The organism is Chryseobacterium sp. A301 (assembly GCF_054489425.1).
Window position 1 is genome coordinate 13,611 of sequence record NZ_JBTMWY010000002.1, and the last position, 25,255, is coordinate 38,865.

Consider the following 25,255-nt stretch of genomic DNA (forward strand, 5'->3'; position numbering starts at 1 on the left):
CAATAAAATTAATTTTAAATATAATGAGAATGAAGATTACAATTGTTGGTACTGGGTATGTTGGCCTGTCCAATGCTATGTTATTAGCTCAGCATAATGAAGTGGTAGCATTAGATATAGTTGCTGAAAAAGTTGAAATGCTAAATTATGGGGTTTCTCCAATTGAAGACAAGGAAATTCATGATTTTTTAAAAAATCGTGAATTAGATTTTAAGGCGACAACCGATAAGATAGACGCATACACTGGAGCTGACTTTGTTATTATTGCAACGCCTACGGATTATGATACTAAAACAAATTATTTCAATACGAAATCGGTGGAAACGGTAATAGATGATGTTATCAAATATAATCCTTCTGCTGTTGTAATAATTAAATCTACAGTTCCTGTTGGATTTACACAATCAATAAAGGAGAAACTTTCATTTAATAATATTATTTTCTCTCCAGAATTTCTTCGCGAGGGTAAAGCGTTGTATGATAATCTATATCCATCGAGGATAATAGTTGGTGAACAAAGTGAGCGTGCTAAGACATTTGCGAATTTATTAACTGGGGGTGCGGTAAAAACTGACATTCCAATTCTATTTACTGATTCAGATGAAGCGGAAGCAATTAAATTATTTTCGAATACGTACCTTGCCTTACGTGTGGCTTATTTTAATGAATTAGATAGTTATGCTCAAGTGCATAATTTAAATTCAAAACAAATTATCGAAGGTGTTGGGTTGGATCCAAGAATTGGAAACCACTACAATAATCCTTCATTTGGATACGGAGGATATTGTTTACCGAAAGACACCAAACAATTGCTTGCAAATTATGCGTCCGTCCCGAATAATATTATGCAAGCCATAGTTGATGCCAATAGAACAAGAAAGGATTTTATTGCAGATTCAATCCTAGCGAAGAACCCGCGTACAGTTGGCGTATTTCGGTTAATCATGAAATCTGGTTCAGATAACTTTAGAGCTTCCGCAATACAAGGTGTTATGAAACGTATCAAGGCTAAAGGAGTAGAAGTTATAGTTTATGAGCCTGCGTTTGAAGAAGAATTGTTTTTCGGATCAAAAGTGACAAGTGATTTACAATCTTTTAAGCGAGATTGCGATGTGATTATTTCTAATCGAAAATCAGAGGAGTTACTTGACGTTTCTGATAAGGTTTATACTAGAGATTTATTTGGTAGTGATTAATATATTTAATTAACAATAATATAGATTGACAATTAGTTAAATACTTTTCTTCTTTTCAAACTTAATGCAGATAATTTTTTAGTTGTATGAAAATTTTATATATCCATCAATATTTTGTTACTCCAAAAGAACCTGGTGGAACAAGATCGTATTGGATTGCCCAAGAGCTTATTAGAAATGGTTATAATGTCACTATGATTACTTCTTCAAGCAAGTTTGATGAGAAAATGAAAAGGGTTAATGTAGATGGTATAGATGTCATTTATGTCAAGGAGGGATATGATCAAAACATGAGTGTAATGAAACGTCTAACTGCATTTATGAGTTTTATGTATAAAGCAAGTAGGATTGCAATAGTGGAAAAGGACGTTGACCTAGTTATTGCCACATCTACACCATTAACTATTGGTATTCCAGCACTTCTTTTGAAATGGTTCAAACGGATTCCATATATTTTTGAAGTAAGAGATTTGTGGCCTGAGGTGCCAATTCAGATGGGTGCGCTTAATAATACTACAATTAGACGAATAGCACTTTATTTGGAAAAACTGCTTTATAAAAATGCTAGGCATGTTGTAGCGCTTTCTCCAGGAATGCAACATGGTGTGATTAAGTATATTTCTAAAAATAAGACCTCAATGATTCCTAATATGGCCAAAATTAATGAGTTCTGGCCACGGGTAAAGGACTATCAATTAATAGATCAGCTGGGTCTCGAAGAGAAGAGTTTCAAAATAATCCACTTTGGTTCACTTGGGATTGCGAATGGAGCAGATACTATTATTGAGTCTGCAAAAATTTTAAAAGATGACAATTCGATTGAGTTTCTTTTTGTTGGTGGTGGCTCTACAGAAGCACAATTAATTGAAGAATGTAGATTGAATGAATTAAATAATGTAAAGTTTTTAGGTAAGTTTTCTATGAGCGAGACATCTGCAATTGTAAATATTGCGGATGCTTCGATTATTTCGTTTAAAAATTTACCAATTTTATATACAAATTCACCAAACAAGCTTTTTGATTCCCTGTCTGCTGGAAAACCTATTATTGTTAATTCTGCAGGTTGGACAAAGGATATTGCTGAAGAATTTAATTGTGGCGTTTATGTAAATCCAGAAAAACCACAAGATTTAGTGGAGAAGATAAAATACTTGCAAAACCATCCTGAGGTAGTTAAAGAAATGGGTCTAAATTCCAGAGCTTTGGCAGAAAATAAATATGATAAATCTATACTCACAAAAGAGTTTGTTGAGGTGGTGCAAAATGTTTTCGGTAAACTACGGTAGAATTTTTTAATATGTATAGACTTTATTTTAAACGTGTTTTCGATTTTATACTTTCGCTGATTGGACTTGTAGTACTTAGTCCTATTTTTATTATTGTGATGCTGGGGCTTTTTTTTTCAAACCAAGGAAAACCTTTCTTTTTTCAAAGAAGACCTGGTAAAAGCGAAGAAATATTCAAAATTATCAAGTTTAAAACTATGAATGATAGGAAGGATATCCAGGGCAATTTACTTTCTGATGCTGATCGCCTTACTCCGATTGGAGCATTTGTGAGAAGAACATCCCTAGATGAAATTCCGCAGCTAATCAATGTATTGAAAGGGGATATGTCCTTAATTGGACCGAGACCTTTACTGCCGCAATATTTATCCTTATATAATGAATTTCAGAGTAGAAGGAATGAGGTTCGTCCAGGAATTACAGGATGGGCACAAGTAAATGGTCGAAATGCCATATCATGGGAGAGAAAATTTGAACTTGATGTTTGGTATGTAGATCATGTTAGCTTTAGAACGGATCTTACTATATTTGTTAGAACAATCTCAAAAGTGTTTAAAAGTGAAGGTATTTCCCAAGACGGACAAGTAACTGCTGAACCATTTAGAGGGAACATTAAAACGTAGAATGTATGGCAGAAATTTATTTAATTGGTGCTAGTGGTCATGGAAAAGTAATTGCAGATATTGCTGAGCTTAATGATTTCAAGATACTGGCATTTATTGATGAAGACAAGACAAAGAATTCATTCATGGATTATCCTGTACAACATACGTTCCCACAAAATAATGTAATGACAACCATATGTATTGGCAATAATGTGATTAGAAAGAGAATATGTGAGGCAAATACCCATATGTCATTTCGGACATTGATTCATCCCAATTCTACTGTCTCTAATCGTGCAAAAATAGAAGAAGGTACCGTAGTGATGGCAGGAGTTATCGTAAATTCAGAATGCATGATTGGGAGGCACTGCATATTAAATACAAATGCTTCGATTGATCACGATTGTGTAATAGAAGATTTTGCCCATATATCTCCTAATGTAGGATTAGCCGGAAATGTTACAATTGGAGAAGGTACTCATGTTGGTATTGGTGCTAATATAATTCAAGGCGTTAAGATCGGAAAATGGTGTACAATAGGTGCAGGAGCTGTAATTTTAGGAGCTGTACCGGATTATAGTACCGTTGTTGGAAATCCAGGTCGAATAATTAAAAGTAACTTGAACCCCTTTCACTGAATAAAATCAACGAAATAAGACAAAACAGATATGAACTCAAAAATATGGCTTTCGTCTCCACATATGGGAGGCAATGAATTGAAATATATCCATGAAGCATTCGATGCTAATTGGGTCGCTCCACTAGGTCCTAATGTAAATGGTTTCGAAGAAGATATCGAAAAATATCTAAAGGCGGATATTAAGGTTGCCGCACTTTCAGCCGGGACCGCTGCATTGCATTTGGCGTTGATTGAGTGCGGCGTTAAAGCTGGAGATGAAGTGATTTGTCAGTCCATGACCTTCTCAGCTTCGGCTAACCCTATTGCTTACCAAGGTGCACTTCCCGTATTTGTCGATTCCGAACCTGAAACATGGAATATTTGTCCAATAGCTTTGGAAACCGCGATAAAAGACCGAATCGCAAATGGGAAGACACCCAAAGCTATTATAGCGGTACACTTATATGGTATGCCATTTAAGGTTGATGAAGTAATGGCTGTGTCGAAAAAGTACAATGTTCCAGTGATTGAAGATGCGGCTGAAGCATTGGGATCCACCTATAAAGGAATTGCTTGTGGAACTTTCGGTAGATTTGGTGTCTTATCCTTTAATGGAAATAAGATCATTACAACATCTGGTGGAGGTGCACTAGTTTGTCATTCTAAAGAAGATAAAGATCAGGCCGTATTTCTTTCAACTCAAGCTAGAGATCAAGCTCCGCATTATCAACACTCTCAGATTGGATACAATTATCGAATGAGTAATATCTCAGCAGGAATAGGAAGAGGTCAAATGGAGGTCTTAGACGATCGAGTAGAGGCTAGAAGACGTATGAATGAATTTTATCAAGATCTACTACAAGATGTTGAAGGTATAACTGTGTTTAATGAACCGAGTGAAGACTATTTTTCAAACCATTGGTTATCCGCAATTGTCGTAGATGAAGCCACTGCAGGCTTTAATAGAGAAGATCTAAGATTAGCCTTAGAGAAAGATAATATTGAATCTAGACCACTTTGGAAACCAATGCATCTGCAACCCGTTTTTCAAAGTTCTCCTTACTATGGTGCTTCAGTAGCAGAAGACCTTTTTAGTAATGGCTTATGTCTACCGTCTGGATCCAACTTATCTAACGATGACCGGAAGCGTATTAAAAACGTGATTGTACAATTAAAATAATAAATATGATAATACGTGAAACCCCGCTTTCTAGTTGCGTAGTATTAAAACCTACAGTCTTTACTGATGAACGTGGGTATTTCTATGAAAAATTCAATCAAAAAAGATTCGAAGAACTTACAGGACAAAACGGACATTTTGTACAAGATAATGTCTCAAAATCATCATATGGTGTAGTTAGAGGTATACACTTACAAAAGGGAGAACATGCGCAAGCCAAATTGGTTTCGTGCCTTGAAGGTGTCGTTTGGGATGTTGCAGTTGATTTGCGCGAAGAATCCCCCACTTTTGGAAAGTGGTTTGGTGTTGAACTTTCCGCTGAAAATAAACTTCAATTTTATATTCCTCGAGGGTTTGGGCATGCATTTTCAGTTTTAAGTGAAAGTGCAGTTTTTGCTTATAAGTGCGATAACTATTATAATAAAGAGTCCGAAGGTGGTGTTTTATGGAATGATTCCACTTTGCAAATAGATTGGAAGATTCCAAGTGCCGAAGCAGTTATTTCAGAAAAAGATAAGAATCAACATACTTTTGAGCAAGCTGACTTTTAAATAATTTATAAAAGAAATTTAGAGATGAAATCGATAATTATCACAGGGGGTGCTGGATTTATAGGTTCGCATGTTGTTCGCGAATTTGTAACTCGTTTACCCGAAACAAAAATTATTAATATTGATGCACTTACATATGCAGGGAATCTAGAAAACCTTAAGGATATTGAAAGCAAATCAAATTATGATTTTGAAAAAGCAGATATTACGAAACCCGAAGAACTCCGAGAAGTATTCAATAAATATTCGCCGGATGCTGTGATTCATCTTGCCGCCGAATCACATGTTGATAGAAGCATCACAGATCCTAATGCTTTTATTAATACTAATGTCGTGGGAACTGCCAATCTGCTTAATATTTGTAGAGATCATTGGACACTTGATCAGGAGCATACTCATGGCAATTTTCCGGATGGGAGAAGGAAGAATCTTTTTTACCATGTCTCTACTGATGAAGTTTATGGAGCCTTAGGAGAAACTGGCTTTTTTACAGAAGATACTGCATACGATCCGAAATCGCCTTACTCTGCCAGCAAAGCAGCCTCAGACCATTTAGTTAGAGCATACGGGAATACATATGGACTTCCATTTATTATATCAAACTGTTCCAATAATTATGGTCCAAATCATTTTCCTGAAAAATTGATACCCCTATGTATTCACAATATTTTAAATGAAAAACCTCTACCAATCTATGGTGACGGAAAGTACACTAGAGACTGGCTGTATGTTATTGATCATGCTAAAGCAATCTTTCAGGTTTTCCACGAAGCAAAAACCGGTGAAACATATAACATTGGTGGATGGAATGAATGGCAGAATATAGATTTGGTCAAGGAATTGATAAAGCAAGTCGATGAAAAAGCAGGCAAACCAGTGGGGCACTCAACTAATTTAATTACGTTTGTGAAAGATCGAGCAGGTCATGATAAGCGCTATGCGATTGATGCGACTAAACTTGCCAACGATTTAGGGTGGAAACCTTCTGTGACATTCGAGGAAGGACTTAGTAAAACCATTGATTGGTTCTTAGAAAATAGAGAATGGCTCGATAACGTAACTTCGGGAGGATATCAAAAGTATTATGAGAACCAATATAAGTAGACTCCCGAAGACGATTTTCTAATCTATTTGGGAAATACCTGTAGAACATTCAGCAACCAAAAATACACATTATGAAAGGAATAATATTAGCAGGCGGATCAGGAACAAGACTATATCCACTCACTATTGCAGTAAGTAAGCAATTAATGCCTGTTTATGATAAACCAATGATTTATTACCCGTTGTCGGTATTGCTACTGGCTGGAATAAAAGAAATATTGATTATCACAACGCCACATGACCAAGATGCTTTTAAAAAACTACTTGGAGACGGTTCGCAAATTGGTTGCAAGTTTGAGTATAAAGTTCAACCTTCTCCGGATGGATTGGCGCAAGCATTTATTCTTGGTGAGGAATTCATCGGGAAAGATTCAGTCGCCTTGGTATTAGGTGATAATATCTTTTATGGTGCAGGCCTTCCAAGTCTACTCGAAAGTAAAACTAAAGTCACAGGAGGTTGTGTTTTTGCTTACCAGGTATCTGATCCTGAGCGTTATGGAGTTGTTGAATTTGATGACAACTATAAAGCAATTTCTATTGAAGAGAAACCGACGGAACCTAAATCTAATTATGCCGTTCCTGGATTATATTTTTATGATAATTCTGTTGTGGAATATGCTAAGAATTTAAGACCGTCATCTAGAGGGGAACTTGAAATCACTGATTTAAATAGAATTTATTTAGAAAAAAATCAATTAGAAGTTGGGGTTATGAGCAGGGGAACAGCCTGGTTAGACACGGGGACTTTCGATTCACTACATGAGGCCTCTGAATTTGTTAAGGTCCTAGAAAAGCGTCAAGGATTTAAAATATCTTGTATTGAAGAAATTGCCTATAAAAAAGGATTCATTAATAAAGATCAATTGCTTGAGTCTGCTGTTATATATGGCAAGAGTGGTTATGGGGAATATTTAATAAAATTAACTTATCCTGTTGAAATTCCTCAACAGTTCTAGATCGCCTTTTTAAGGTTTCTGAATTGATTTTAAGCTGCCTTTTTGTACCTGTAACTGGGGTTCATTCAATCAACTCGTTGAAGAGCTTTTTTAATGGTATTTGTTGATCCGTTTTTTGACTTCGACAAATAATTCTCTACTACCTTTTGAATGATTTAGGTATTGACCTCGCCTAGATATTTGGTCCTATTTGTCCAGTGTTACTTACTGATATACTATGCGTTATCAATATTAAAATGCTTGGGATAGGCAGGGTGCTCATATTGTGTGTTGTAACACAGCAGTGAAAGTCCGCTGTATATGTTCAAAATGTAAATTTCGAAGAATATTATAGTTTTTATTTACTGATGATTTCTTGTAATGATTTGTTAAGTCTTTTACTAAACGCAACTCCAAATGCTTGACTACCATATTGATTTAGATGCCCCTGATCATAATACGCTATTGTATCATTGATAAATGGAAGATTTGGAAATTCTTTTTGATAATCAATATTTAAAATATATAAGTTTGAATAAATATCCTTTAACGCTAAAATAGCATTAGGTATTTCTTTAATTGTAGGTTCAAAATTATAATTTTGTTTTTCAGTCGTAATTCCTCTATAAATACGTAAAGGATTTTGTTTTAGAGATGGAAAATCAGCTAAAATGATTACTTTTTGATCTTTATTGAGGTTTTTTAGTAATTTGTTAACGGCAGTTGGTAGGGAAGGGATTTTATCTGACCAGATAGATGAAATAATTATAGTTTTACTTTGTTTAATTTCGTGATTGGTTTTTGCAATTAACTTTTTGTATTGGTTGAAAAATCTTTTTTCTGAAAAGTCAGTTTCTGATATTCCAGGAATGGTCGGATATAGATTATTTGTGATTGTCCTGAATTTAAATTTATTTTCTTTACCAATTGTATCAAGAATTGATTTATATATTAGCGCGTGTGAATCACCTAAAAGGAGGATTGAGTCGCTTTTAGCATGAATATCACCAAGTACTTCAACCTTTTCAAAATTATGTGCATGCGATGCTACTCCAATTTGTGTATATGAATACCTTTTTGGAATTTCAATGAATTTAGAATTTAGATTTGGAAGCGTAATAACCAGAATAGCAAGACATGCATATATAGCTGATAATCGTAGTGTAAATGTTTTATTGCTTGATTTTCGAAAAGGTGTTTCAATATAATAGTATGATAACCAGGATAGAGAATAGGTTAAAATAATAATAATTACGACTTCGAATAAGTTGAACGCATATTCTACATTATAATATCGTATAAAGGCCATGATGACCCAATGCCAAAGATAAATAGAATAGGACAGTTCTCCTATGTGCACGAATAATTTATTGCTTAGGAATTTGGATATAATAGAATTTTCGCAAACTAGTAATATACCTGTTGCTAAACAAGGAAACAAGACTATTAAACCTGGGAAATTATCAGTTTCATTAAATATTATTGCACAGGCAATAATTAGTATTAGTGCTATAAGAGATAGTTCATTTTGTCGAGGAATCTTCTTCCCTTTACTTTTTGTTTTTTTTAATAAAATCGCAAAAATAGTTCCAATTAAAAATTCTGGTATTCTCGCAAATAAAGAAAAATACATCAATCCTTGCTGATTTAGGAATGTACTGTTGTAATAGGAGTATGAAAGGAGGGCGACAATTATTGCAGCTGTAAAAAATGCGAGATATTTACGATTAATAAAAATTATGAAAAGAGGTAGTAGAAAGTAGAATTGCATTTCTATAGAAAGAGTCCAAGTATGAAGTAATGGATTTTCACTACTGCTTGCTCCGAAATAATTATCTAAAGTTGCTAGGTAATTATTTGAATTAAAGACCGAAGACATGAATACATTTTTTCTTAACTCATAGATATCGGTCGGTAGAAATATAAATATTGAACATAAAAGAACTGTAAGTAATACAATACCTAATACTGGTACGATCCTTTTAAAACGTCCAATATAAAAGTCCATGAAATTAAATTTCCCTTGTTCTTTTTGGGACATAATGATGCTAGATATTAAAAAGCCAGAAATGACAAAAAATATATCAACACCAATGAATCCTCCAGGAAGAAATTGTGATTTTAAATGGAATAAAAATACTAAAAGTACTGCGATTGCTCTTAATCCTTGAATATCATTTCTAAATTTCATTTTTTTTTCACATTAGTCAATTTGCAATATTACTCATTTTTTGGGATAGTCTCCTATAAAATGGATATTGCAATTTTGAAAGTACTCTATTTTAATTCTATTTGCAAAATATGTTTAATTGTTAATTCGTTATCTTTCCTCAAATATCCATCCATTAAATTTTATACATAAAAAATCTTCGTTCCATTCATATGATTTATGAATCATCTCAACCACACTAGATTTTCCACTTTCCCAATCTCTGTCCAATGCATTACTGATAAACTCCGGTCCGTTATCAATCTTAAACAGGGCATCGCTCATATAGTCCATGATGCAGCACACGTGTAAACTAGAAGCAATGCCATGGGTAGAAACCGGGAAGCGTGCAGATTTTATTCTTTTGTTTCGTTTTCTCCTCAGATTCAAACCTTCTTCACAATAGATTCTATAGATCCTTTTGTGATTGTCCTTCCAACCTTCTCGCCTAAGAAGAATATGTAAACGCTGCACTCCGTAGCGTACACGAATATTAGAAAGTTCTACGAGCCTCATTCAAGGTGCCGTATCATCCTCCTGTTTGCATGGTAATAGTAAACACTGGGCTGTAAATACCAAACGGCAGCTTCTTTGCTGAGAAACCCATTAATCATGCTGTATCCCTTTCGCCAGTTCACGCTTCTGAACTTGCTTTAGAACTTTTCTTTCAGAACATCCTGAAGAATCTGCTTATCCAAACTTAAATCCGCTACCAGCTTTTTAAGTTGCCTGTTCTCTTCCTCCAGATGAAGTAAACGGCGAAGTTCCGTTATGCCCAAGCCTCCGAATTTTTTCTACCAATTGTAAAAAGTTGCCTCACTGATGCCCATTTTGCGACATACTTCTCCTACTTTTACTCCCGTTTCAGACTGCATCAATGCGAAAACAATTTGGCTTTCTGTAAATCTGCTCTTTTGCATTAGATTTTCCTTTGTTTAAAATTAATTATTTTATCGAAAAATCTATACTTTTAATTGATCCTGCTTTTTGGGAAAAGGTCATACAAGTAAGCGGTTGTTAAGTGCTGACTATTTAATTGACGATAGGAAGGTATTTAGAATTGGAAATACTTCTTCTTTTTTGGTTACTAGAGGAGCTAATTTTACATTTTTGGCGCCTGAATCTTTGAGCCACTTTTCCCAAACGACTTTCATGATTTGGTAATCTGTAGGATGGAATTTAGCAACACCATTCACGTCCAGTGATCTATCGTAAAGCTCTAAGACTAAAACATTAACGCCTGCTAGAGTGTTCTTTGTAGGTTTTAAATGGTAGTCTGGGTTTGACAAAATAAAAGATTCCAAGTCTTGTAAACCACTTTCTCTATAATTCTCGCGAATTTCCTGAATATTCCTTTGGTTAAATGTGTACTTAGGCATACTATTTATATTTTCTATATACCCATCTGTAATCAAAATTAAGACATTTTCTTTCTTTTTAATGAGGATTGGATCTCCGGGTGGATTGTTTTCTGGGGTGATGTCACTGATTGACTGTTCTGAAAGAGACAATGAAATCGATTCGTTAATATAGTTCCAAATGTCAGAGCCTGAGGGATTTTCTAATGCATTATTGTACACCTCACCAACGCTTCTTTTAAAGGAAGTGACATCAGTTTTTAAATATTTTCGGACGTAGTCCACCAGATCCCCTGGCTGTCCTTTAAATTTTGAAAAATCAATGAACAAAAGATTTGGATTCACCAGATTCTGGTTTAATACTCCTCTGTTAATAAAATCAAATTTATAAGAATCTTCTTGGTTTAATTGCCGATGGTTGATTAGAAGTATATTTTGAATGTTATCAACTAATTCTGCTATTATGAGGGTGTCATTGACAGGTTTCGGATGTACTGCTGGGTTGATTCGGTTTGATAAATCAGGTGCTATAATAATATTGAAGTCGGATATTTGTGTTGTATCATTTGTACTTATGGGTTGAATCAATTGTTTTTTACTACAAGAGGTACAAACGATCAGAATAACTAGATAAAGTATTGACTTTTTCATTCGTTGGGCAAGCTTATTTGGATTCTGTAGTTAAATTATTTAGCCAAGTTTCAATTTCATGAATTGCCTCCTGGGTTTTGGTTTCCGCAATGTTTACTGAGAGAAATTCGTGTAAATATTTGCTCCAACCTTCCATGAAAATATTTACTCTATTTTCCATCTCAGTTTTTGATATGGGTAATTTGTCATTATCAACTTGACTTTTAAAAATATTTCCAAGATTTGTTACTTTTTCAATGTAGGTCAAGAGTTTTTGGGATAGTGAGTTAATGTCTTCGTTTTCATTTACTGGTACACTGTCAATTTTCGCTTTTATAATATCTAAGTCTTTTTGCAATAGATTAATATCGCTGTTAAGCTCAGTATTTGCTTTGGAAATTGAATTTATGTTTTCACCTAGGTTATCAATATCTTTTTGAACTAATCCAGCTTGGATTTTAATTTTAAATTGTTGGTGAGTAATGTTTCTTTTGCGTGTTGAAATAACTATTTTCTCAAACACAATACTAAATAAGTAAATCCCTAAGGTGCCAAGTATGAATACTAGCCAGAAATTACTGTCTTGAGGCATATCTTTGAGTGTTAAGTCATGAACCTCTTTATTCATTCGTAAATTATCCATTGTGTTTATGTTTTTTGACACTTTGTACGCAATGAATATGTCAACTAATAGGATAAGAACAAACCCGCCATATTTGCTAATACACTTTTGAGACCAATTTTCATGGGCCTTCTCAGGTATATCAACCAAATATTTGAACATGCCTAATGCCAACGGAATAGTTACGAAAAGAAATAGAAACATCACGCCGCCTGCACCTTTACTCCATATTTTTGTGATTGCGTGCGGATTAAATATTTCAGGCATTTCATAGTTGGCAAGCCCTAATGTGAGGGTTCTCATCATATCCTCTTTTGAGAATATAAAGATATAGGCTACTGAGGAATAGAATATAAAAATATAAGAAGTCAGTAGGATAAGTAGAAGCGATAATAGTATAGTTTTTAGCCAATTGATAGGTGGTTTAACGAAAACGAGATTAAGCTCGTTTAATTTTTGACGAAGGCTTGCAATTTTTTCCTTTAGAAATGGGATTTGATTCTTCTCATTAGACAAAATTGATGCTTCTTTTTTCTCGATAGCTTTTTCAATCTCTATTTTATTCTGTTGAAGCTTTTCAGACTCTATCCTACTTAACGTTTTGATGGTGTTTATTTCATTTTCTGTTTTGGATTCAAGATTACCCGTTGAAATTTTTATTTGTTCTTCGATCTTTGATTTAAGTCGTGATTTTTTTTCGTCTATTACTTCTATTTCATTTATGAAATTTGAATATAGGCTATCCATCGCTTGTGGTAGAACTTGATGGTCTCCGTTGTTTTCTTTAGCACGGTTATATCCACTATTTTTAAGAAGTTCTTTATCGAGGGAACCCACTTCAGTTGCGATAATATTATCGAGGACGCTTTTCAAATCTTGAAGCGACTCTTCTTGAAATCCTAAAGTAGCGACTACTGGTTCTGGCGTGATAAAATTATCAGTGCTTTTCGAAGAGTTCACACTAATTTTATGGTCAATAGCATATTTAATACGTTCAAACTCCCTGATTAATTGCCTATAAGTGTCCGGGTCATCCGAAACTTGTATATTTTCAACATTATTACTACTGGCATTGTACGAGTAATTATATGAGCCGTTAATTGAAATTCGGTTGTCTAATAAGCAGAATTTATGATGCATAATCCCACGTTCGTCATCAGTATCAAACGCATGGATAGGAATTGTTGCTTCTCTAAGCATTCCCTTAACGACATCGTTACTAGAATTTGAGGAAAGTATTACATCGATATCAACACCTCTTGAATTGGCATTAATAAGAGCATTTGCGATGTCCCTATCAGTGAACCATGCCATTGCGATATAGATGTTTTTACTCGCAGTGTTGATTTCGGAGATTATTCGTTGTTTAATTTCTACTCCATTTGTGATAATTTGATTCATTTTTCAGGAATTTTTTTAGTTTTTTGTTATTCTAATTTAATTCTTTTTCACATTTGGTGATAATAAATTAAATACATGGTGATCAATTTATAATTACATATGTAGGTGCGCGACTTGCTACTTTTATACTTGTGTCTATTGGCTGTGTACTTTCTTCTATTTGTGTTGGTAGTTTGAAATATCAAATTTCTTTCTGGCGGGATTCCATCTCCCTAGCACAGATATAAGAAGGAATAGAAGCCTTAGAAAATGCATGTATGCGATGATGCTTAATCAAATTTCAGAATTAAGCTATATGACATTTAGTACTGCAGGTTTTGCATCTGTTGGATTGAGGAAAATATACTTTTGCCTCTTTTGTAGCAGGCTCACAAGATTGAAATTTCCCAAGGTACAGTCTATTAGAAATATTAGGTAGGAATTTACAATCCTCGTGATGCACCACGTGATCTCCGTTTCGTTGTGCTATTTTGCTAACATAATATCTTTTCATGATTAAATAATCTTACCAGCTTTTACATTTTAAAAGTACTGCCAATTCCTTGAACGTCCTTACGGTTACCCATAAAATAGGTGACTTTCTATAAAATAGAAAGTCACTAGAAATTTATATGTTGAAATGTGTTTTTAAATTACCCCTAAATCTTTGCAAAATGCAATCAGCTGTTCATTGTTGTTCATACTCAATTCCTCTTTGAGACTATTTAATCTTTTTTCCACGCTGCTAAGGCTGTTAGGTTTGATATCATTGGTTGCGAGATAGGTGGGTATGTTCTTCTGCAAAATACCTTGTGAGAGAAGCGAGATTAAAGTAATGTCATAGGAAGTAAATTCATAGCTGTTTAATTTTTTTACTTCCTGATTTATATCCAAAGCAAGATGGTTTTTACCGGCATATACCGTATCGATTGCTTTTTTTAATTCTTTCCCATCATTTCTTGCTTTACGAACATATCCGTTAATGCTGCTTTCCTTAAATAACGTATCAATGATTCCGGATTTATGTTCCGCAGAAAAGAAAATTACTTTTATTGAGGGGAGGATTTCTCGAATTGCGTCGACCATTTCTCTACCATTTTTTAATTTCTGTTCCCTATGATCCGTGTCAAAATGGAGATCTGTAATTAGAAGATCGTAAGGGGAATTGTCCCTAATGCTGTTTTTAACTTTTGCAACTGCGTCATCACAATAATGCACATAATCAACTACAGGGATATTCAGATCTTGTAGTGTTTTCTGTAAGGAAAGGTTTTGCATCTCGTGATCTTCCGCAATTAAAACTTTTTTAAACATAGGATTTTATTTAGATGGCAGAAAATGAAAAATCTATTTTTAATCCCTTCTCTGTTTCTTCGTCAAAATTAATTACTCCTTCTAGATTAACAATACGGGATTCCACATTTCGGATTCCATTTTTAAAAATAGTTTCTTCTTTTAGTCCAATTCCTGTATCGCTGTAGGTAACGGTAATCCTGTTTTCAATTCTTTCAAATTTTAATGTGACACGATCTGCATGACTGTGTTTTTTCATGTTAACAAGCAGTTCTCTCAAAATCAGATAGACTTCCCCTCTTTTGAATGGACTGACTCCTTCCCAAATAGAAGCATCATTTCCCGCAATAATTGTTTGTACGTTGTGGGTGTTAAAATATCCTATCAGTTTTCTTATTTTTTCGCTGAAAAACTCATTTGATTCAGGGTGCTCAAAATCTTCATAGGATATATTCCGGGATCTGTCGTAGAGGTACTCCAAATCATCGAGAGTTTCATTTCGGCTAATGTCTAGTCCATTTTCTAATTTGGTAATCACTTGATATATTCCGTTGGATACCACGTCATGAACCTTTTTGGAGTATTTTAATTCTGTTTTTTTTACTTCCAAATCTTTTTCTTGTTGCAATCTTTTGCGCCTTTTCTTAAAATATACGATGCCAATTATAATTGTACTTACTAGTCCTACTACTAAAATCGCTAGATAAATTAGTTTGTTTTGAGATTCTAGTTTTTCTACTTTCAGAATACTGTTTTCGGCTTTGCTTTTTTCTACTCCGTACCTTATCAAAGCAAACTGGTTTTTAGCTGTGCTTCTTTCCAGTAGAATTTGATCACTTAGAGCATTGTAAGTCTGAAAATTTTCCAGATAATTATTCTTATCCAAAATAATTATTCTCTTTAGGGCATCTAGAACATCCGGGGTGCTTCCAGCCTCCATCGCCGCCTTTTTCATTTGTTTTGCAAATTGTAGCGAGAGTACGGGGTCTTTATTAACGTAGTAATCAGAAAGATTGATATAGCTTGAATTTAAATCGATAGGTAAACTGTTTTTTAATCTAATCTCTAATGCTTCAAGGTAATAGGGAGTAGGATTAAAACTCTTATCACTAGAATACTTGGCGTAAGCCCAATTGTTTAAAGCTCTTGCATAATGGATGCTGTCTTTCACTTTAAGCGCGATCTGCAACTTGAGAACAGCATTTTTATAATCCCCTTTTGTTATTAATACATCTCCAATGTTATTATAATAGACATACTTGTTTTCAGGATCGCGCACATTTTCTAAAGCCAATTGATAAAAGTTCTCTGCGTTTTTGTAGTTTGTAAGTTTAGCAGAGGCGATCGCCAGATTATTGTAATTGGATGCTAAAAAGCTTTTAGACACTTCGTCGTTTTTCTTTATAAGTAACGTGTCCGCTTCTAACGAAGTTTCAATACTGCCATAATAATCTCCGTTATCACATTGTATAATTGCCATGTTGATTAGAGCTTGAGCCGCTTTTGTACTGTCTCTATCAATTAAATATTCATCCTTAGCAATGCTGTAATAGTAGAAAGCGGAATCAGAAATCTTGTCACCTCGAAATAAATTGGCTTTGTCGTGATTCTTACTATTGACGGATTTTATACTTACTGGATCGTCCTGTTTACATGAACAGAAGGTGCAGATTATTATTATCAATATAAATTTGAGCATACTTAGTTTTTCATGCAAAATAATGAAAAAAGGCAGATATTTCGTATCTGCCTGTTACTAATTTAATTATTGTTCAAGGGTTAGGGTGGAGTCTGGCCTGTGTTACCGCCAATGGATCCACGAGGTATCTCAGTATCCTCTACTGTTCCATCATCCTCTGTTCCGGATTCAGAAGTCATACTTATAGTTTGCATTCCCCCACTATCTGAGGTGTTGTATCCGGTCTGATTTCCCCATGCTAAACCTAATAGCATTAATATGAATTGTATCATCGTTTTAAAATTTAAAATTGGCATTGGTGTATTTCCTCGCAAAACGGATTGCGAGTAGTGTGACACGATTTTAGAAAAGAGCGCTTCTTAAATTTTGGGAAGTGAATTCTTTGAAAACAGAAGAGAAGCTCCGCTTCCCAAACCAGAGATTAATCCTCCGTTTTCTTAGATATTCAGAAATCAGGGTATGGATTTATATTTACCTTCCCTTGATTTCTACGACAAAGTAACGTCGTGGAGGAGCCATAAACACTGACAGTTTTCTGACACCGACTGACACCCTTCTGACTTTGAGGGTGATTCTTATTCTAGATCTACAAAAATGATTTAGGCAAGGTTTCGTCCTAGAATGTTGTTTGAGAAAATATTATTTTACGGTATGCCATAAGAAAATGTAAATAAAAATCCCTTTTTTTGTAAAAGATTAATAATCCATTATGTCGATGAAAGAACAATTGATGCAAGAAGTTTTTGATAAGGCTAAAAGGGAATCAGCTAAGAGTACGAAGAACGGTTTGTCTGAGTATCTCGTGATAAGATTGGAAGAAAAGTTCAATTTTAATATTTCGGAACGCACACTTATTCGTTATTACGATACCTATGTTGTGAAAAATGCGCATAAAGATGAAATAGAAATTGATTCTCATACCTTAAATAAGCTGAGTCAATACATTGGGTATCTGGATTTTGAACAGTTTAGTAATCCCAATGAGTTTGTGCTAGAAGGTGTTGACATAGGGCACGTCCATCGTACACTGGATTTTTCCCATGACCAAGCAAAAATTGAAGTTGGAGGCCTGCATATCAACATTCAAAATGTAATAAAGCTTCCGGATTTTATCAAAAATAATAAGGGAATGAGTGTCGGGGTATTGGGTGTACTCATTGCAACTGCTTCCTTCGCACATTTTGAAGGGTATTTTCAGAAAAAAGACCATATGTATTGGAACGGAGTAGAGTATAAACTGACTGATCTACAGGACCGAAATCCAGCACATTCCGTTATTCCTCTGAATAATGAGTCTTATACTTATTTCAAAAAAAATACTCGTCCAGATACCTTAAATGTAGACAATGGAATGAATAAAGTTTGGTATTCAAAATATGAGAACAAGGTTGAGTTCTTTACCATGGATGGTATTAATCCTGATAATCAAAAAGAACTCAAACCTGTGTCACGAGGAATTTTGGAAAAGTATGCGGGAGAAAAGTCCATTGAAAAATGAATTTATACAAATATCGTCAGGATTAAGATAAACTTGCTTACTGTGGTACAGAATCTCCACTAGCCATGATTGAATAGAAGTTATCGGGTTATTTTTGTAGATATATGTGCTGCTTCCTATCCAAAATGGTAAATTTTAGTAATATTTTCTTGAGAATTTGGTGTAATGGTGGGCGTGTGGATGGGCGTCAGGTTTTAGCGTGTATTCAAATAGGTAAGAGGGGGTACGATTCCCCAAATCTTGTATATCACAGGTGCACATCATAAGTTTCTTCAGGCAAGTGCAAGCGAATTCTCCTGTTTCAGCTGTGATTTTTGTTGTATGCTTTTGATTGTATTTTGATATTCGTAAAAAGCATCTCCAAACTCCTTTGAATATTCGTAGTGACTGAATTGGTATTCTTCGTTTAGTCCAGTATCTGTTTTTAAATTGATTACGCCATATTGAGCAACAGGGATTTGATAGTTTCTTTTAAAACGTTTATCGGGACTACCGTTCTTGTTTATTTTTGCCCACGTTTTGTCAATTATTTTAGTGTCTGCAGGAATTGAATCTGCTTCAATGAATCTTACAGCCTTGTGAGTAAATTGTATTTCGGTAAGCGCGATCAATGTAAATTCCCTTTGAGAAGAATACATCGCAATGAAATGGGGATAAAAGTAGAAGTCCGAACCGTTTGCATTTTTAAGTAACAAAGGCTCAAAATTAGATTTTATATCTTGGGGTTTTTCAATCCCGAAACTAACTTCTGTCCTTTTTACCACTGCTGAAGCTCCGAAGCGAGTTTCTTTTGTATTCTGAAATTGAGAACCTTTTATGTCCCATATTTTTTCAGAAGTGGAGAGATCTTTAAAGGTAGAAACTAAACGGTCATATTTTGCTTTTAACTCAGGGTCGAACTCGATGTCAAGTGCCACATGGCACTTTTCAATTTGTTGGACCAATTGTTTTATCGCGTCTTTTTTTGCATTAATATCGGCCTTGATTTTTCGTGCAATGGATTTTTTGAAAAGTCCAATAAGGGTTAGGTAGGTCAGTCTTAATTTGTAGATAGATCCTGTGAGCGACGCTCTAACTTTTTGCAAGTCTTTTTTTAATTCTATTCTTTGCTCGTGCGCGGCAATAATTGCTTCCTTAATGCCTTGCATGTCCTGACTGGTAATATCCAGTATGTCTGCACTGAAAATAGTGTCTCCAAACTCAGTGGACAGGATGGGTTTAGGATTGAAATCGTTGGAGGATGAATTTCCACTCCTATTAGCAAATCTTCGCCGTTGATATAGACCTGTACCCGGTATGCTTGTGCTTAGATAGGTTCCTTTTTTACCAAAAGTCATGTTGGCTCCCCTTATGCCAATAGAGGTGCTAATTCCACTTGTGCTAAAGTTCAAATTAACTCCGGGAATAATTTTGATTCTTTTACGATAATTCCAAGCCATGTATTAGTTTTATTTTTACTTATTCTTTTAATCAAGGTCGGTCGAGGTTTGCAGTATACACTATTTATTGCGTGAGCAACTTGAGGTTCCTATGTACCTCGTTCTTCGACAGAAATTTTAATTTTTTTTATCGCTCTTTAGCACGTTCTGCACCAGTATCAAACGATTCCGATCCGTGGTCTAAAGTGCGATGGTCATTGCAGTCAATTTTCATCAATCTTAGTTGAGTCTAGTGGTCCTTTTTAGATGATGTATAGCTCATTAGAAAAGATTCATGCTTAAAGAAGTAAAAGTAAAACGGTTTGCCTTAAATTCCTTACGGTTTACCTCAATCGAAGAAAAATCGGTGAAGTTATAATTGTTGGGGAAATGTGTTTTGAAAATGACAATTATCAAGTACGAACTAAAATTGAAAGAGTGTTTAGAAAACTAGTAATCTCTACGTGGTGGAGTGTTTGGTTGATTCCTTTTAGCTCACTGTCAACAAGTGGCGAGAAACGATCAACTTTCAGATCGATTATCTTGGGGGTCCATGGCGTAATTTTTGCTCGTAAATTTTTAGTAATCAAGGGTATTGCAGATTTAATCCTTGGAGTTAACGTATTATCAAAGTCGAAATTCGATCCGGATTGCCTAAGTTTTTAAATTTTAAATTCGTTTAAATATGAAACCACATAGAACCACCTTCACGCTAGATAAAGAATATAAATCCGTCGTGATAAAAAGAGTATTTAATGCTTCTCTTGAAAGCCTTTGGAATGCCTTTACAGAGCCTGAACAATTAAATAAATGGTGGGCACCATTGCCTTACCGAGTCGATACGAAATCAAGCGATTTAAGTGTGGGTGGAAGATGGATTTATGCCATGGTTAGCCCTGAGGGGGATAAGCATTGGGGAACTGTCGAGTATCTTACCCTAGATAAGCCAAATCATCTTGTTTGGATCGATTGGTTTAGCGATGAAAATGGTAATCGAATCACAGAGATGCATGATTCCCATTGGGACTTAAAGTTTGAAAACAATGTTCACGATCAGGATTATGTAGAAGGGGAACTTAGAACCGACTTAACGATCTCTATTACCCACAAAAGATATGAGGACTTAGAGAAATTATTGGAAATGGGATTTAAAGAAGGGATTACTCAAACTTTAGATCAATTAGATGATCTATTGACCAGAGGCAGCTTTTAAATGATTTGAATCCAAACCAATCGCAATTCCTTTTGGTCTTTCTCTCGCACACTCAATTTTCTGATTTATATAAATGCCCTATAGCTTGTTAAGATTGCTCAAAGCAGCTATAGGGCATTTGGTTTTTGATCCACGATAAAATCGATTTCCAATCTTTATTGTCAGTCGTGTGGGATGAACTTTGAATTCAAGACTAATCTCACCTTATGTCAATTGAGTTTCAATTTCAATGGATCCAGTTAGGATCTTATGTATAGGACAGGCTTCCGCTACACGAAGCAAACGAGTTCGCTGATCCTCGCCTAAATTTCCGAGAAGCTCAATGTTTCGTTTAAGTATGGTTTTCTTTTCTGCCGTATTTTCTTCTAGCTCAATCTCGAGTTTTACTTCCTGTAGATCCCACTGTTTTCTTTCTGCATACATAGTTACCGTTGCACTGGTGCAAGCAGCTAGTGCAGAAATTAGGAGTTCTTTTGGTGAAAATCCAAGATCTTTGCCTCCTTTGTCGATCGGTTCGTCCGCTACAATGGAATTACCAGTAGGGGTTTTGATTTCAACTTTGTACGGCTGGTTTTTTATGGAAGATTCAATTTTTGCCATGGGATTGGGTTTAGATTATTTACTCACCGAATTTAGCAAATCTAAATCACTTGGATCTAGTTTTAAACTTGTACTTGATAGAAGCTCGTTCAATTGATCTACCGATGTGGCGCTGGCAATGGGTCCACCAATGTTAGGCTGCGCGGATAGCCAAGCTAAGGAAACGCTTGCTGTTGCGGTATTGTGTTTTGCCGCAATTTGATCTAACGCGTCTAGGATTGCAAATCCTTGCTTATTCAAATATTTAGCAGCCCCTTGCCCACGAGAACTTTTCCCTAGGTCCGCTTCGGATCTATATTTCCCGGTAAGGAATCCTGAAGCTAGGGCGTAGTAAGGATAAACGACTAGATTATGCTCTTTAACGATAGGTGCATAAGAAGTTTCATAACCCGTTCTTTCTACTAGATTGTAAAGGGGTTGGAGGACTTGGTATTTCGCAAGATTGTGCTTGTCTGAGAATTCTAAAGATTCCTTTAGTCTCTCCGGGGAAATGTTTGAAGCGGCAATGTGTTTAACTTTGCCTGTTTTTACCAAGTCATCAAACGCTCTTATGGTTTCTTCTACGGGTGTTTTTTCGTCGTCGTTATGTAGGTAGTATAGGTCTATGTAATCGGTTTGTAGTCTTTCTAATGATTTTTCAACTCCTTCTAAAATTTGCTTTCTACTAGAATCCACATCGTGAAGTCCGTTGGCTGCTCCGACCTTGGTGGCAAGGACTATTTGATCACGGTTACCGCGGGATTTCATCCATTTTCCAAGAATGGTTTCGGATTCGCCACCTTCACCTCCATTGATCCAATAGGAGTAGATATCAGCCGTATCAATAAAATTGTAGCCCGCTGCCACATAAGCATCTAAGATCTCAAATGATTTTTCTTCGTCTACGGTCCATCCGAACACATTTCCTCCTAGGTTGAAAGGGACTACTTCTAAATTGGTTTGTCCTAATTTTATTTTTTGCATTTTTTATTTTTGTTAAATCGTTTCGTGTCTATATTATATTATTTTATTGTCCCATCCTACTATCTGCCAAGTAGAGTGGAACTGTTTGCCAGTTTCTAATTTGAAATCCAAGCCTTCTCGCTCGTAATCACTATCCAATTGGAGATTCAAATAGGGGGGTGTGCTGTGGCTCTGAATATTGCGACGCAAACTCCACAGCCCTTTTCTATTTCCTATTCAACGGCTTTGCGTAGTGAATATTGGTACTAGAATAGTTTTCAACCATTAAAGTGATTGATAACGAATGAGGGTAGATTTATTTAGGGTATAATTAATATGCAGCTGTAAAACGCTCTTGATGATGTTTTGGGTTTTCCACTTCGTCTACTAATACGACCGCCAAATCCTCTGGCGATAATTTTGAAGTTTTATTTTCATCAAAGACAGGATTGTCTTTTCCTAAGCGATACTTTCCGGTTCTTCCTTCTGTAATGCCGGGATGCATTTCGATGGCAGGACTAAAGTAAACCCAGTCGATGTCTTTTTCATCTTTGAGAGACGTTAAATAATCCCTCGCTGCAAGGGCTCCAGGTTTAATTTCTTTTGGAAAATCTTCTGAATCTACAAGTTGGTCTGTTTCATTGACATACAAACTTCCGGCTCCTCCAATGATGATAAGTCTTTTGACGCCTGCTTTCTTCGCTGCCGACTGAATGGATTTAGAACCTTCTAGGAAATCATTGTAAAGATTTGGGTTGGTCCATCCGGCATTAAAGGCGCTGATGACAACGTCTTGACCTTCTAAAGTTTGCGCTAAGGAATCCGTATCGTTTACATTTAGAGATACCTTCCGTGCGTTTTCAGTGGATATTTTATCGATGTTTCTAGCAATTGCTGTAACTTCCAGTCCTCTGTCTGCTGCTTCTTGTACTAATTTGGATCCTACGAATCCGCTTGCGCCAATAATGGTTACTTTCATAAAAGGGTATTTTAATATTGTAACAATATGTGTTACAATTGGGTTTAAATTTTTTTTTTATTGAAATTGTTTTACAAAATCAGTTAAAGTTTTTGTTTTCAAATAATTTGAGACGATTGAGTCTGTGTCTTTAAATAGAGTTTCTAATTCTAAATTGATTTCTTTTCCCACAAGGCACTTAGTTGAATCACAATTGTTTTTCTTTCCAAGTACATTTGAGTTCTTTACGCCGTTATAGATGTCTCCTATCGAAATTTCAGTAGTGGCAACCGCAAGCTGCGAACCACCGTCTTTTCCTTTCTTTGAATGAACCCATCCAAATTGTTTTAAGATAGACAGTTCTTTTCTTACGATTACAGGGTTGACGCATATGCTCTCTGCTATCCATTCCGAGGTTAGCCACTCGTCAGGAAATTTGGCGAGTAGGGTCAGAATATGGATATGTGTTGCAAAGCGTGTGTTGTTCATCAGGGTACAAAGATATAAATAATTTTATAATGTAACATTAATTGTTACATTATAAAATCTATTATAGCAATAGTTGTTTTGATGGTAAAGTTTTGATGTGAGGCTTCAACACTTTAAAAAATATGTGGTTCTACGATTTGCTTGAATGCATGTGCGTATGCAGCACAAGAATATTAAGCAGATTGTTCATTTTGCGCTATGTATATGTTTTCGTATTTGGTCGGTTTTGTTGTTTTTCAATTTGTATGTGCATAGTAAATACACTATATTTATATTGTCTATTTAAAATCTTGAATACTAATGAAGATCAGTGCTTTTAATGATTACTACCATAAACTGACTCCCATTGAGAAAAAAAACAGTCCCTAAGAATTATTTTATCAAGGGGATTTTTCTTTATTGGATAACGGTCGGAGGGTAGCGGTCATAGGTTCCAGGAAAGTATCTGAATTGGGGGTAAGGAGAACTAGGAAGATTGCACGGCTATTGGTGGAAAATGAGATGACAGTGGTCAGTGGTTTGGCCGAAGGAGTTGACTCAATTGCTCATAGAACAGCGATTGAATTTCGTGGAAGAACAATTGGTGTGATTGGGACCCCACTGGATAAGTATTTCCCTGCTGAGAATAAAGATCTTCAGCAAGATATTGCGAAAAATCATCTCCTGATTTCTCAATTCCCTGAAGATTATCCCGTAACGCCTAAGAATTTCCCTATCAGAAACCGAACGATGGCACTGATAAGCGATGCGACCATTATCATTGAAGCAAGTGAGAAAAGCGGAACCAAACATCAGGGTTGGGAAGCGTTAAGATTGGGGAGGCAGTTGTTTATAATGGAAAATGTCATTAGCAGTAAAATATCGTGGGCAGAAGAAATGCTAAACTTTGGCGCACAGGTACTGACGAATGATAACTTTGAAATTTTGATTGGAGATATTCCTTACTTAACTACAAAGAAAGAGTATGCCTTTTGAGTTTCTTACTTTTCTAGCCTATTCTCCAAGAGGTTTTCTACAACATCTTTTACTGGTTTCTGGTGCTCCAGTATTGATTAGGTTTTCATTCCTTTTTAAAGGTCCAGTGTCGAAGCCACATAAACCTGTTCTTATCCAAATGAAGCTCGGGTTAGAAGTCCACCTCCATTATACTCGCTCGTTGTCGAAAGCATGCTTGCTTAATTTGATTTTACTTTTTACACGATCTTCTTGTCTGTAAATTGGTCTTTTAATTCTAAGTTTCAGTTTTTCGTTTCTAAATTTCTAACCTTTGTGGATTGGATATTTAAGTTCGATGTTTTGACCAAAAACATAATTGTATCTTTCTGTTTTCTGAAGATCTATGAATGCGTTTTTGAGTTAGTTTCTTTATTTCATGTTTAAATTCCTTAAGTTTTATTTTTGTTGTTTTTACAACATGTCTTTTTAATGTGTTACAATTTTCGAATTTTTGTAACATGTTTCAAAAACATG

Annotated in this window: 23 protein-coding genes and 1 pseudogene; 11 read left to right on the forward strand and 13 right to left on the reverse strand. The window is 35.3% G+C overall.

Annotated elements, in window-relative coordinates; translation table 11 throughout:
* Window positions 1-29 precede the first annotated feature (29 nt).
* The 8 genes from ACX3PU_RS03390 to rfbA all read left to right on the forward strand — a co-directional run bounded on the left by ACX3PU_RS03390 (window position 30) and on the right by rfbA (window position 7,497).
* Entirely contained in the window at window positions 30-1,196 is a 1,167-nt protein-coding gene (locus tag ACX3PU_RS03390) for a nucleotide sugar dehydrogenase (protein ID WP_459083507.1), read from the forward strand.
* 86 nt (window positions 1,197-1,282) lie between these two features.
* Window positions 1,283-2,482, forward strand: a complete 1,200-nt coding sequence (locus tag ACX3PU_RS03395) for a glycosyltransferase family 4 protein (RefSeq protein WP_459083508.1) — start codon at window positions 1,283-1,285, stop codon at window positions 2,480-2,482.
* 11 nt (window positions 2,483-2,493) lie between these two features.
* Window positions 2,494-3,105: a sugar transferase gene (locus tag ACX3PU_RS03400; protein ID WP_459083509.1), complete on the forward strand. Its 612-nt coding sequence runs from the start codon at window positions 2,494-2,496 to the stop codon at window positions 3,103-3,105.
* A 5-nt stretch (window positions 3,106-3,110) separates the two neighbouring features.
* Complete coding sequence (locus ACX3PU_RS03405) at window positions 3,111-3,725, forward strand: acetyltransferase (protein ID WP_459083510.1); 615 nt, start codon at window positions 3,111-3,113, stop codon at window positions 3,723-3,725.
* Between the two features lie 30 nt (window positions 3,726-3,755).
* Window positions 3,756-4,886, forward strand: a complete 1,131-nt coding sequence (locus tag ACX3PU_RS03410; RefSeq protein ID WP_459083511.1) for a DegT/DnrJ/EryC1/StrS family aminotransferase — start codon at window positions 3,756-3,758, stop codon at window positions 4,884-4,886.
* 5 nt (window positions 4,887-4,891) lie between these two features.
* On the forward strand, window positions 4,892-5,437 hold the full coding sequence (gene rfbC / locus ACX3PU_RS03415; RefSeq protein WP_459083512.1) for a dTDP-4-dehydrorhamnose 3,5-epimerase: 546 nt from the start codon (window positions 4,892-4,894) through the stop codon (window positions 5,435-5,437).
* Window positions 5,438-5,461: 24 nt separating this feature from the next.
* The gene (rfbB, locus tag ACX3PU_RS03420; RefSeq protein WP_459083513.1) at window positions 5,462-6,541 is read left to right on the forward strand and encodes a dTDP-glucose 4,6-dehydratase; all 1,080 of its coding nucleotides are present in this window, start codon (window positions 5,462-5,464) and stop codon (window positions 6,539-6,541) included.
* A gap of 71 nt (window positions 6,542-6,612) precedes the next feature.
* Window positions 6,613-7,497: a glucose-1-phosphate thymidylyltransferase RfbA gene (gene rfbA / locus ACX3PU_RS03425; protein WP_459083514.1), complete on the forward strand. Its 885-nt coding sequence runs from the start codon at window positions 6,613-6,615 to the stop codon at window positions 7,495-7,497.
* Between the two features lie 337 nt (window positions 7,498-7,834).
* Here the strand turns inward: rfbA and ACX3PU_RS03430 are convergent, their stop codons facing one another.
* From ACX3PU_RS03430 to ACX3PU_RS03465, 8 genes are all read right to left on the reverse strand, one after another.
* Complete coding sequence (locus ACX3PU_RS03430; RefSeq protein ID WP_459083515.1) at window positions 7,835-9,667, reverse strand: acyltransferase family protein; 1,833 nt, start codon at window positions 9,665-9,667, stop codon at window positions 7,835-7,837.
* 129 nt (window positions 9,668-9,796) lie between these two features.
* Complete coding sequence (locus ACX3PU_RS03435) at window positions 9,797-10,201, reverse strand: IS3 family transposase (RefSeq protein WP_459083516.1); 405 nt, start codon at window positions 10,199-10,201, stop codon at window positions 9,797-9,799.
* A gap of 278 nt (window positions 10,202-10,479) precedes the next feature.
* On the reverse strand, window positions 10,480-10,605 hold the full coding sequence (locus ACX3PU_RS03440; RefSeq protein WP_459083517.1) for a transposase: 126 nt from the start codon (window positions 10,603-10,605) through the stop codon (window positions 10,480-10,482).
* 108 nt (window positions 10,606-10,713) lie between these two features.
* The gene (locus tag ACX3PU_RS03445; protein ID WP_459083518.1) at window positions 10,714-11,694 is read right to left on the reverse strand and encodes a hypothetical protein; all 981 of its coding nucleotides are present in this window, start codon (window positions 11,692-11,694) and stop codon (window positions 10,714-10,716) included.
* Between the two features lie 13 nt (window positions 11,695-11,707).
* On the reverse strand, window positions 11,708-13,696 hold the full coding sequence (locus ACX3PU_RS03450) for a phospholipase D-like domain-containing protein (protein ID WP_459083519.1): 1,989 nt from the start codon (window positions 13,694-13,696) through the stop codon (window positions 11,708-11,710).
* 627 nt (window positions 13,697-14,323) lie between these two features.
* Entirely contained in the window at window positions 14,324-14,989 is a 666-nt protein-coding gene (locus ACX3PU_RS03455) for a response regulator (RefSeq protein WP_459083520.1), read from the reverse strand.
* 10 nt (window positions 14,990-14,999) lie between these two features.
* Window positions 15,000-16,652 carry a tetratricopeptide repeat-containing sensor histidine kinase gene (locus ACX3PU_RS03460; protein WP_459083521.1) on the reverse strand — a complete coding sequence of 551 codons (1,653 nt, stop codon included), beginning with the start codon at window positions 16,650-16,652 and terminating at the stop codon, window positions 15,000-15,002.
* A 95-nt stretch (window positions 16,653-16,747) separates the two neighbouring features.
* Window positions 16,748-16,939, reverse strand: coding sequence for a hypothetical protein (locus ACX3PU_RS03465; protein WP_459083522.1), 192 nt, complete (start codon window positions 16,937-16,939; stop codon window positions 16,748-16,750).
* A gap of 437 nt (window positions 16,940-17,376) precedes the next feature.
* Between ACX3PU_RS03465 and ACX3PU_RS03470 the strand changes: the two genes are divergently transcribed.
* A complete protein-coding gene (locus tag ACX3PU_RS03470) occupies window positions 17,377-18,165 on the forward strand; it encodes a hypothetical protein (protein ID WP_459083523.1) in 789 nt (262 codons plus the stop codon).
* Window positions 18,166-18,437: 272 nt separating this feature from the next.
* Here ACX3PU_RS03470 and ACX3PU_RS03475 read toward each other — a convergent pair whose 3' ends face one another.
* A complete protein-coding gene (locus ACX3PU_RS03475) occupies window positions 18,438-19,604 on the reverse strand; it encodes a DUF4236 domain-containing protein (protein WP_459083524.1) in 1,167 nt (388 codons plus the stop codon).
* A gap of 664 nt (window positions 19,605-20,268) precedes the next feature.
* Here ACX3PU_RS03475 and ACX3PU_RS03480 point away from each other — a divergent pair.
* Window positions 20,269-20,796 (forward strand): SRPBCC family protein, encoded by a 528-nt coding sequence (locus ACX3PU_RS03480; protein ID WP_459083525.1) that lies wholly within the window; start codon window positions 20,269-20,271, stop codon window positions 20,794-20,796.
* A 204-nt stretch (window positions 20,797-21,000) separates the two neighbouring features.
* Here the strand turns inward: ACX3PU_RS03480 and ACX3PU_RS03485 are convergent, their stop codons facing one another.
* The 4 genes from ACX3PU_RS03485 to ACX3PU_RS03500 all read right to left on the reverse strand — a co-directional run bounded on the left by ACX3PU_RS03485 (window position 21,001) and on the right by ACX3PU_RS03500 (window position 23,785).
* Entirely contained in the window at window positions 21,001-21,396 is a 396-nt protein-coding gene (locus ACX3PU_RS03485; RefSeq protein ID WP_459083526.1) for an OsmC family protein, read from the reverse strand.
* A gap of 15 nt (window positions 21,397-21,411) precedes the next feature.
* Window positions 21,412-22,359: an aldo/keto reductase gene (locus ACX3PU_RS03490; protein ID WP_459083527.1), complete on the reverse strand. Its 948-nt coding sequence runs from the start codon at window positions 22,357-22,359 to the stop codon at window positions 21,412-21,414.
* Between the two features lie 310 nt (window positions 22,360-22,669).
* Entirely contained in the window at window positions 22,670-23,317 is a 648-nt protein-coding gene (locus ACX3PU_RS03495; protein WP_459083528.1) for an NAD(P)-dependent oxidoreductase, read from the reverse strand.
* A 57-nt stretch (window positions 23,318-23,374) separates the two neighbouring features.
* The gene (locus ACX3PU_RS03500) at window positions 23,375-23,785 is read right to left on the reverse strand and encodes an Rrf2 family transcriptional regulator (protein ID WP_459083529.1); all 411 of its coding nucleotides are present in this window, start codon (window positions 23,783-23,785) and stop codon (window positions 23,375-23,377) included.
* Between the two features lie 384 nt (window positions 23,786-24,169).
* On the opposite strand from ACX3PU_RS03500, the pseudogene ACX3PU_RS03505 reads away from it, so the two are divergent.
* Window positions 24,170-24,760, forward strand: a pseudogene (locus tag ACX3PU_RS03505) (DNA-processing protein DprA); the annotation flags it as partial.
* Window positions 24,761-25,255 lie beyond the last annotated feature (495 nt).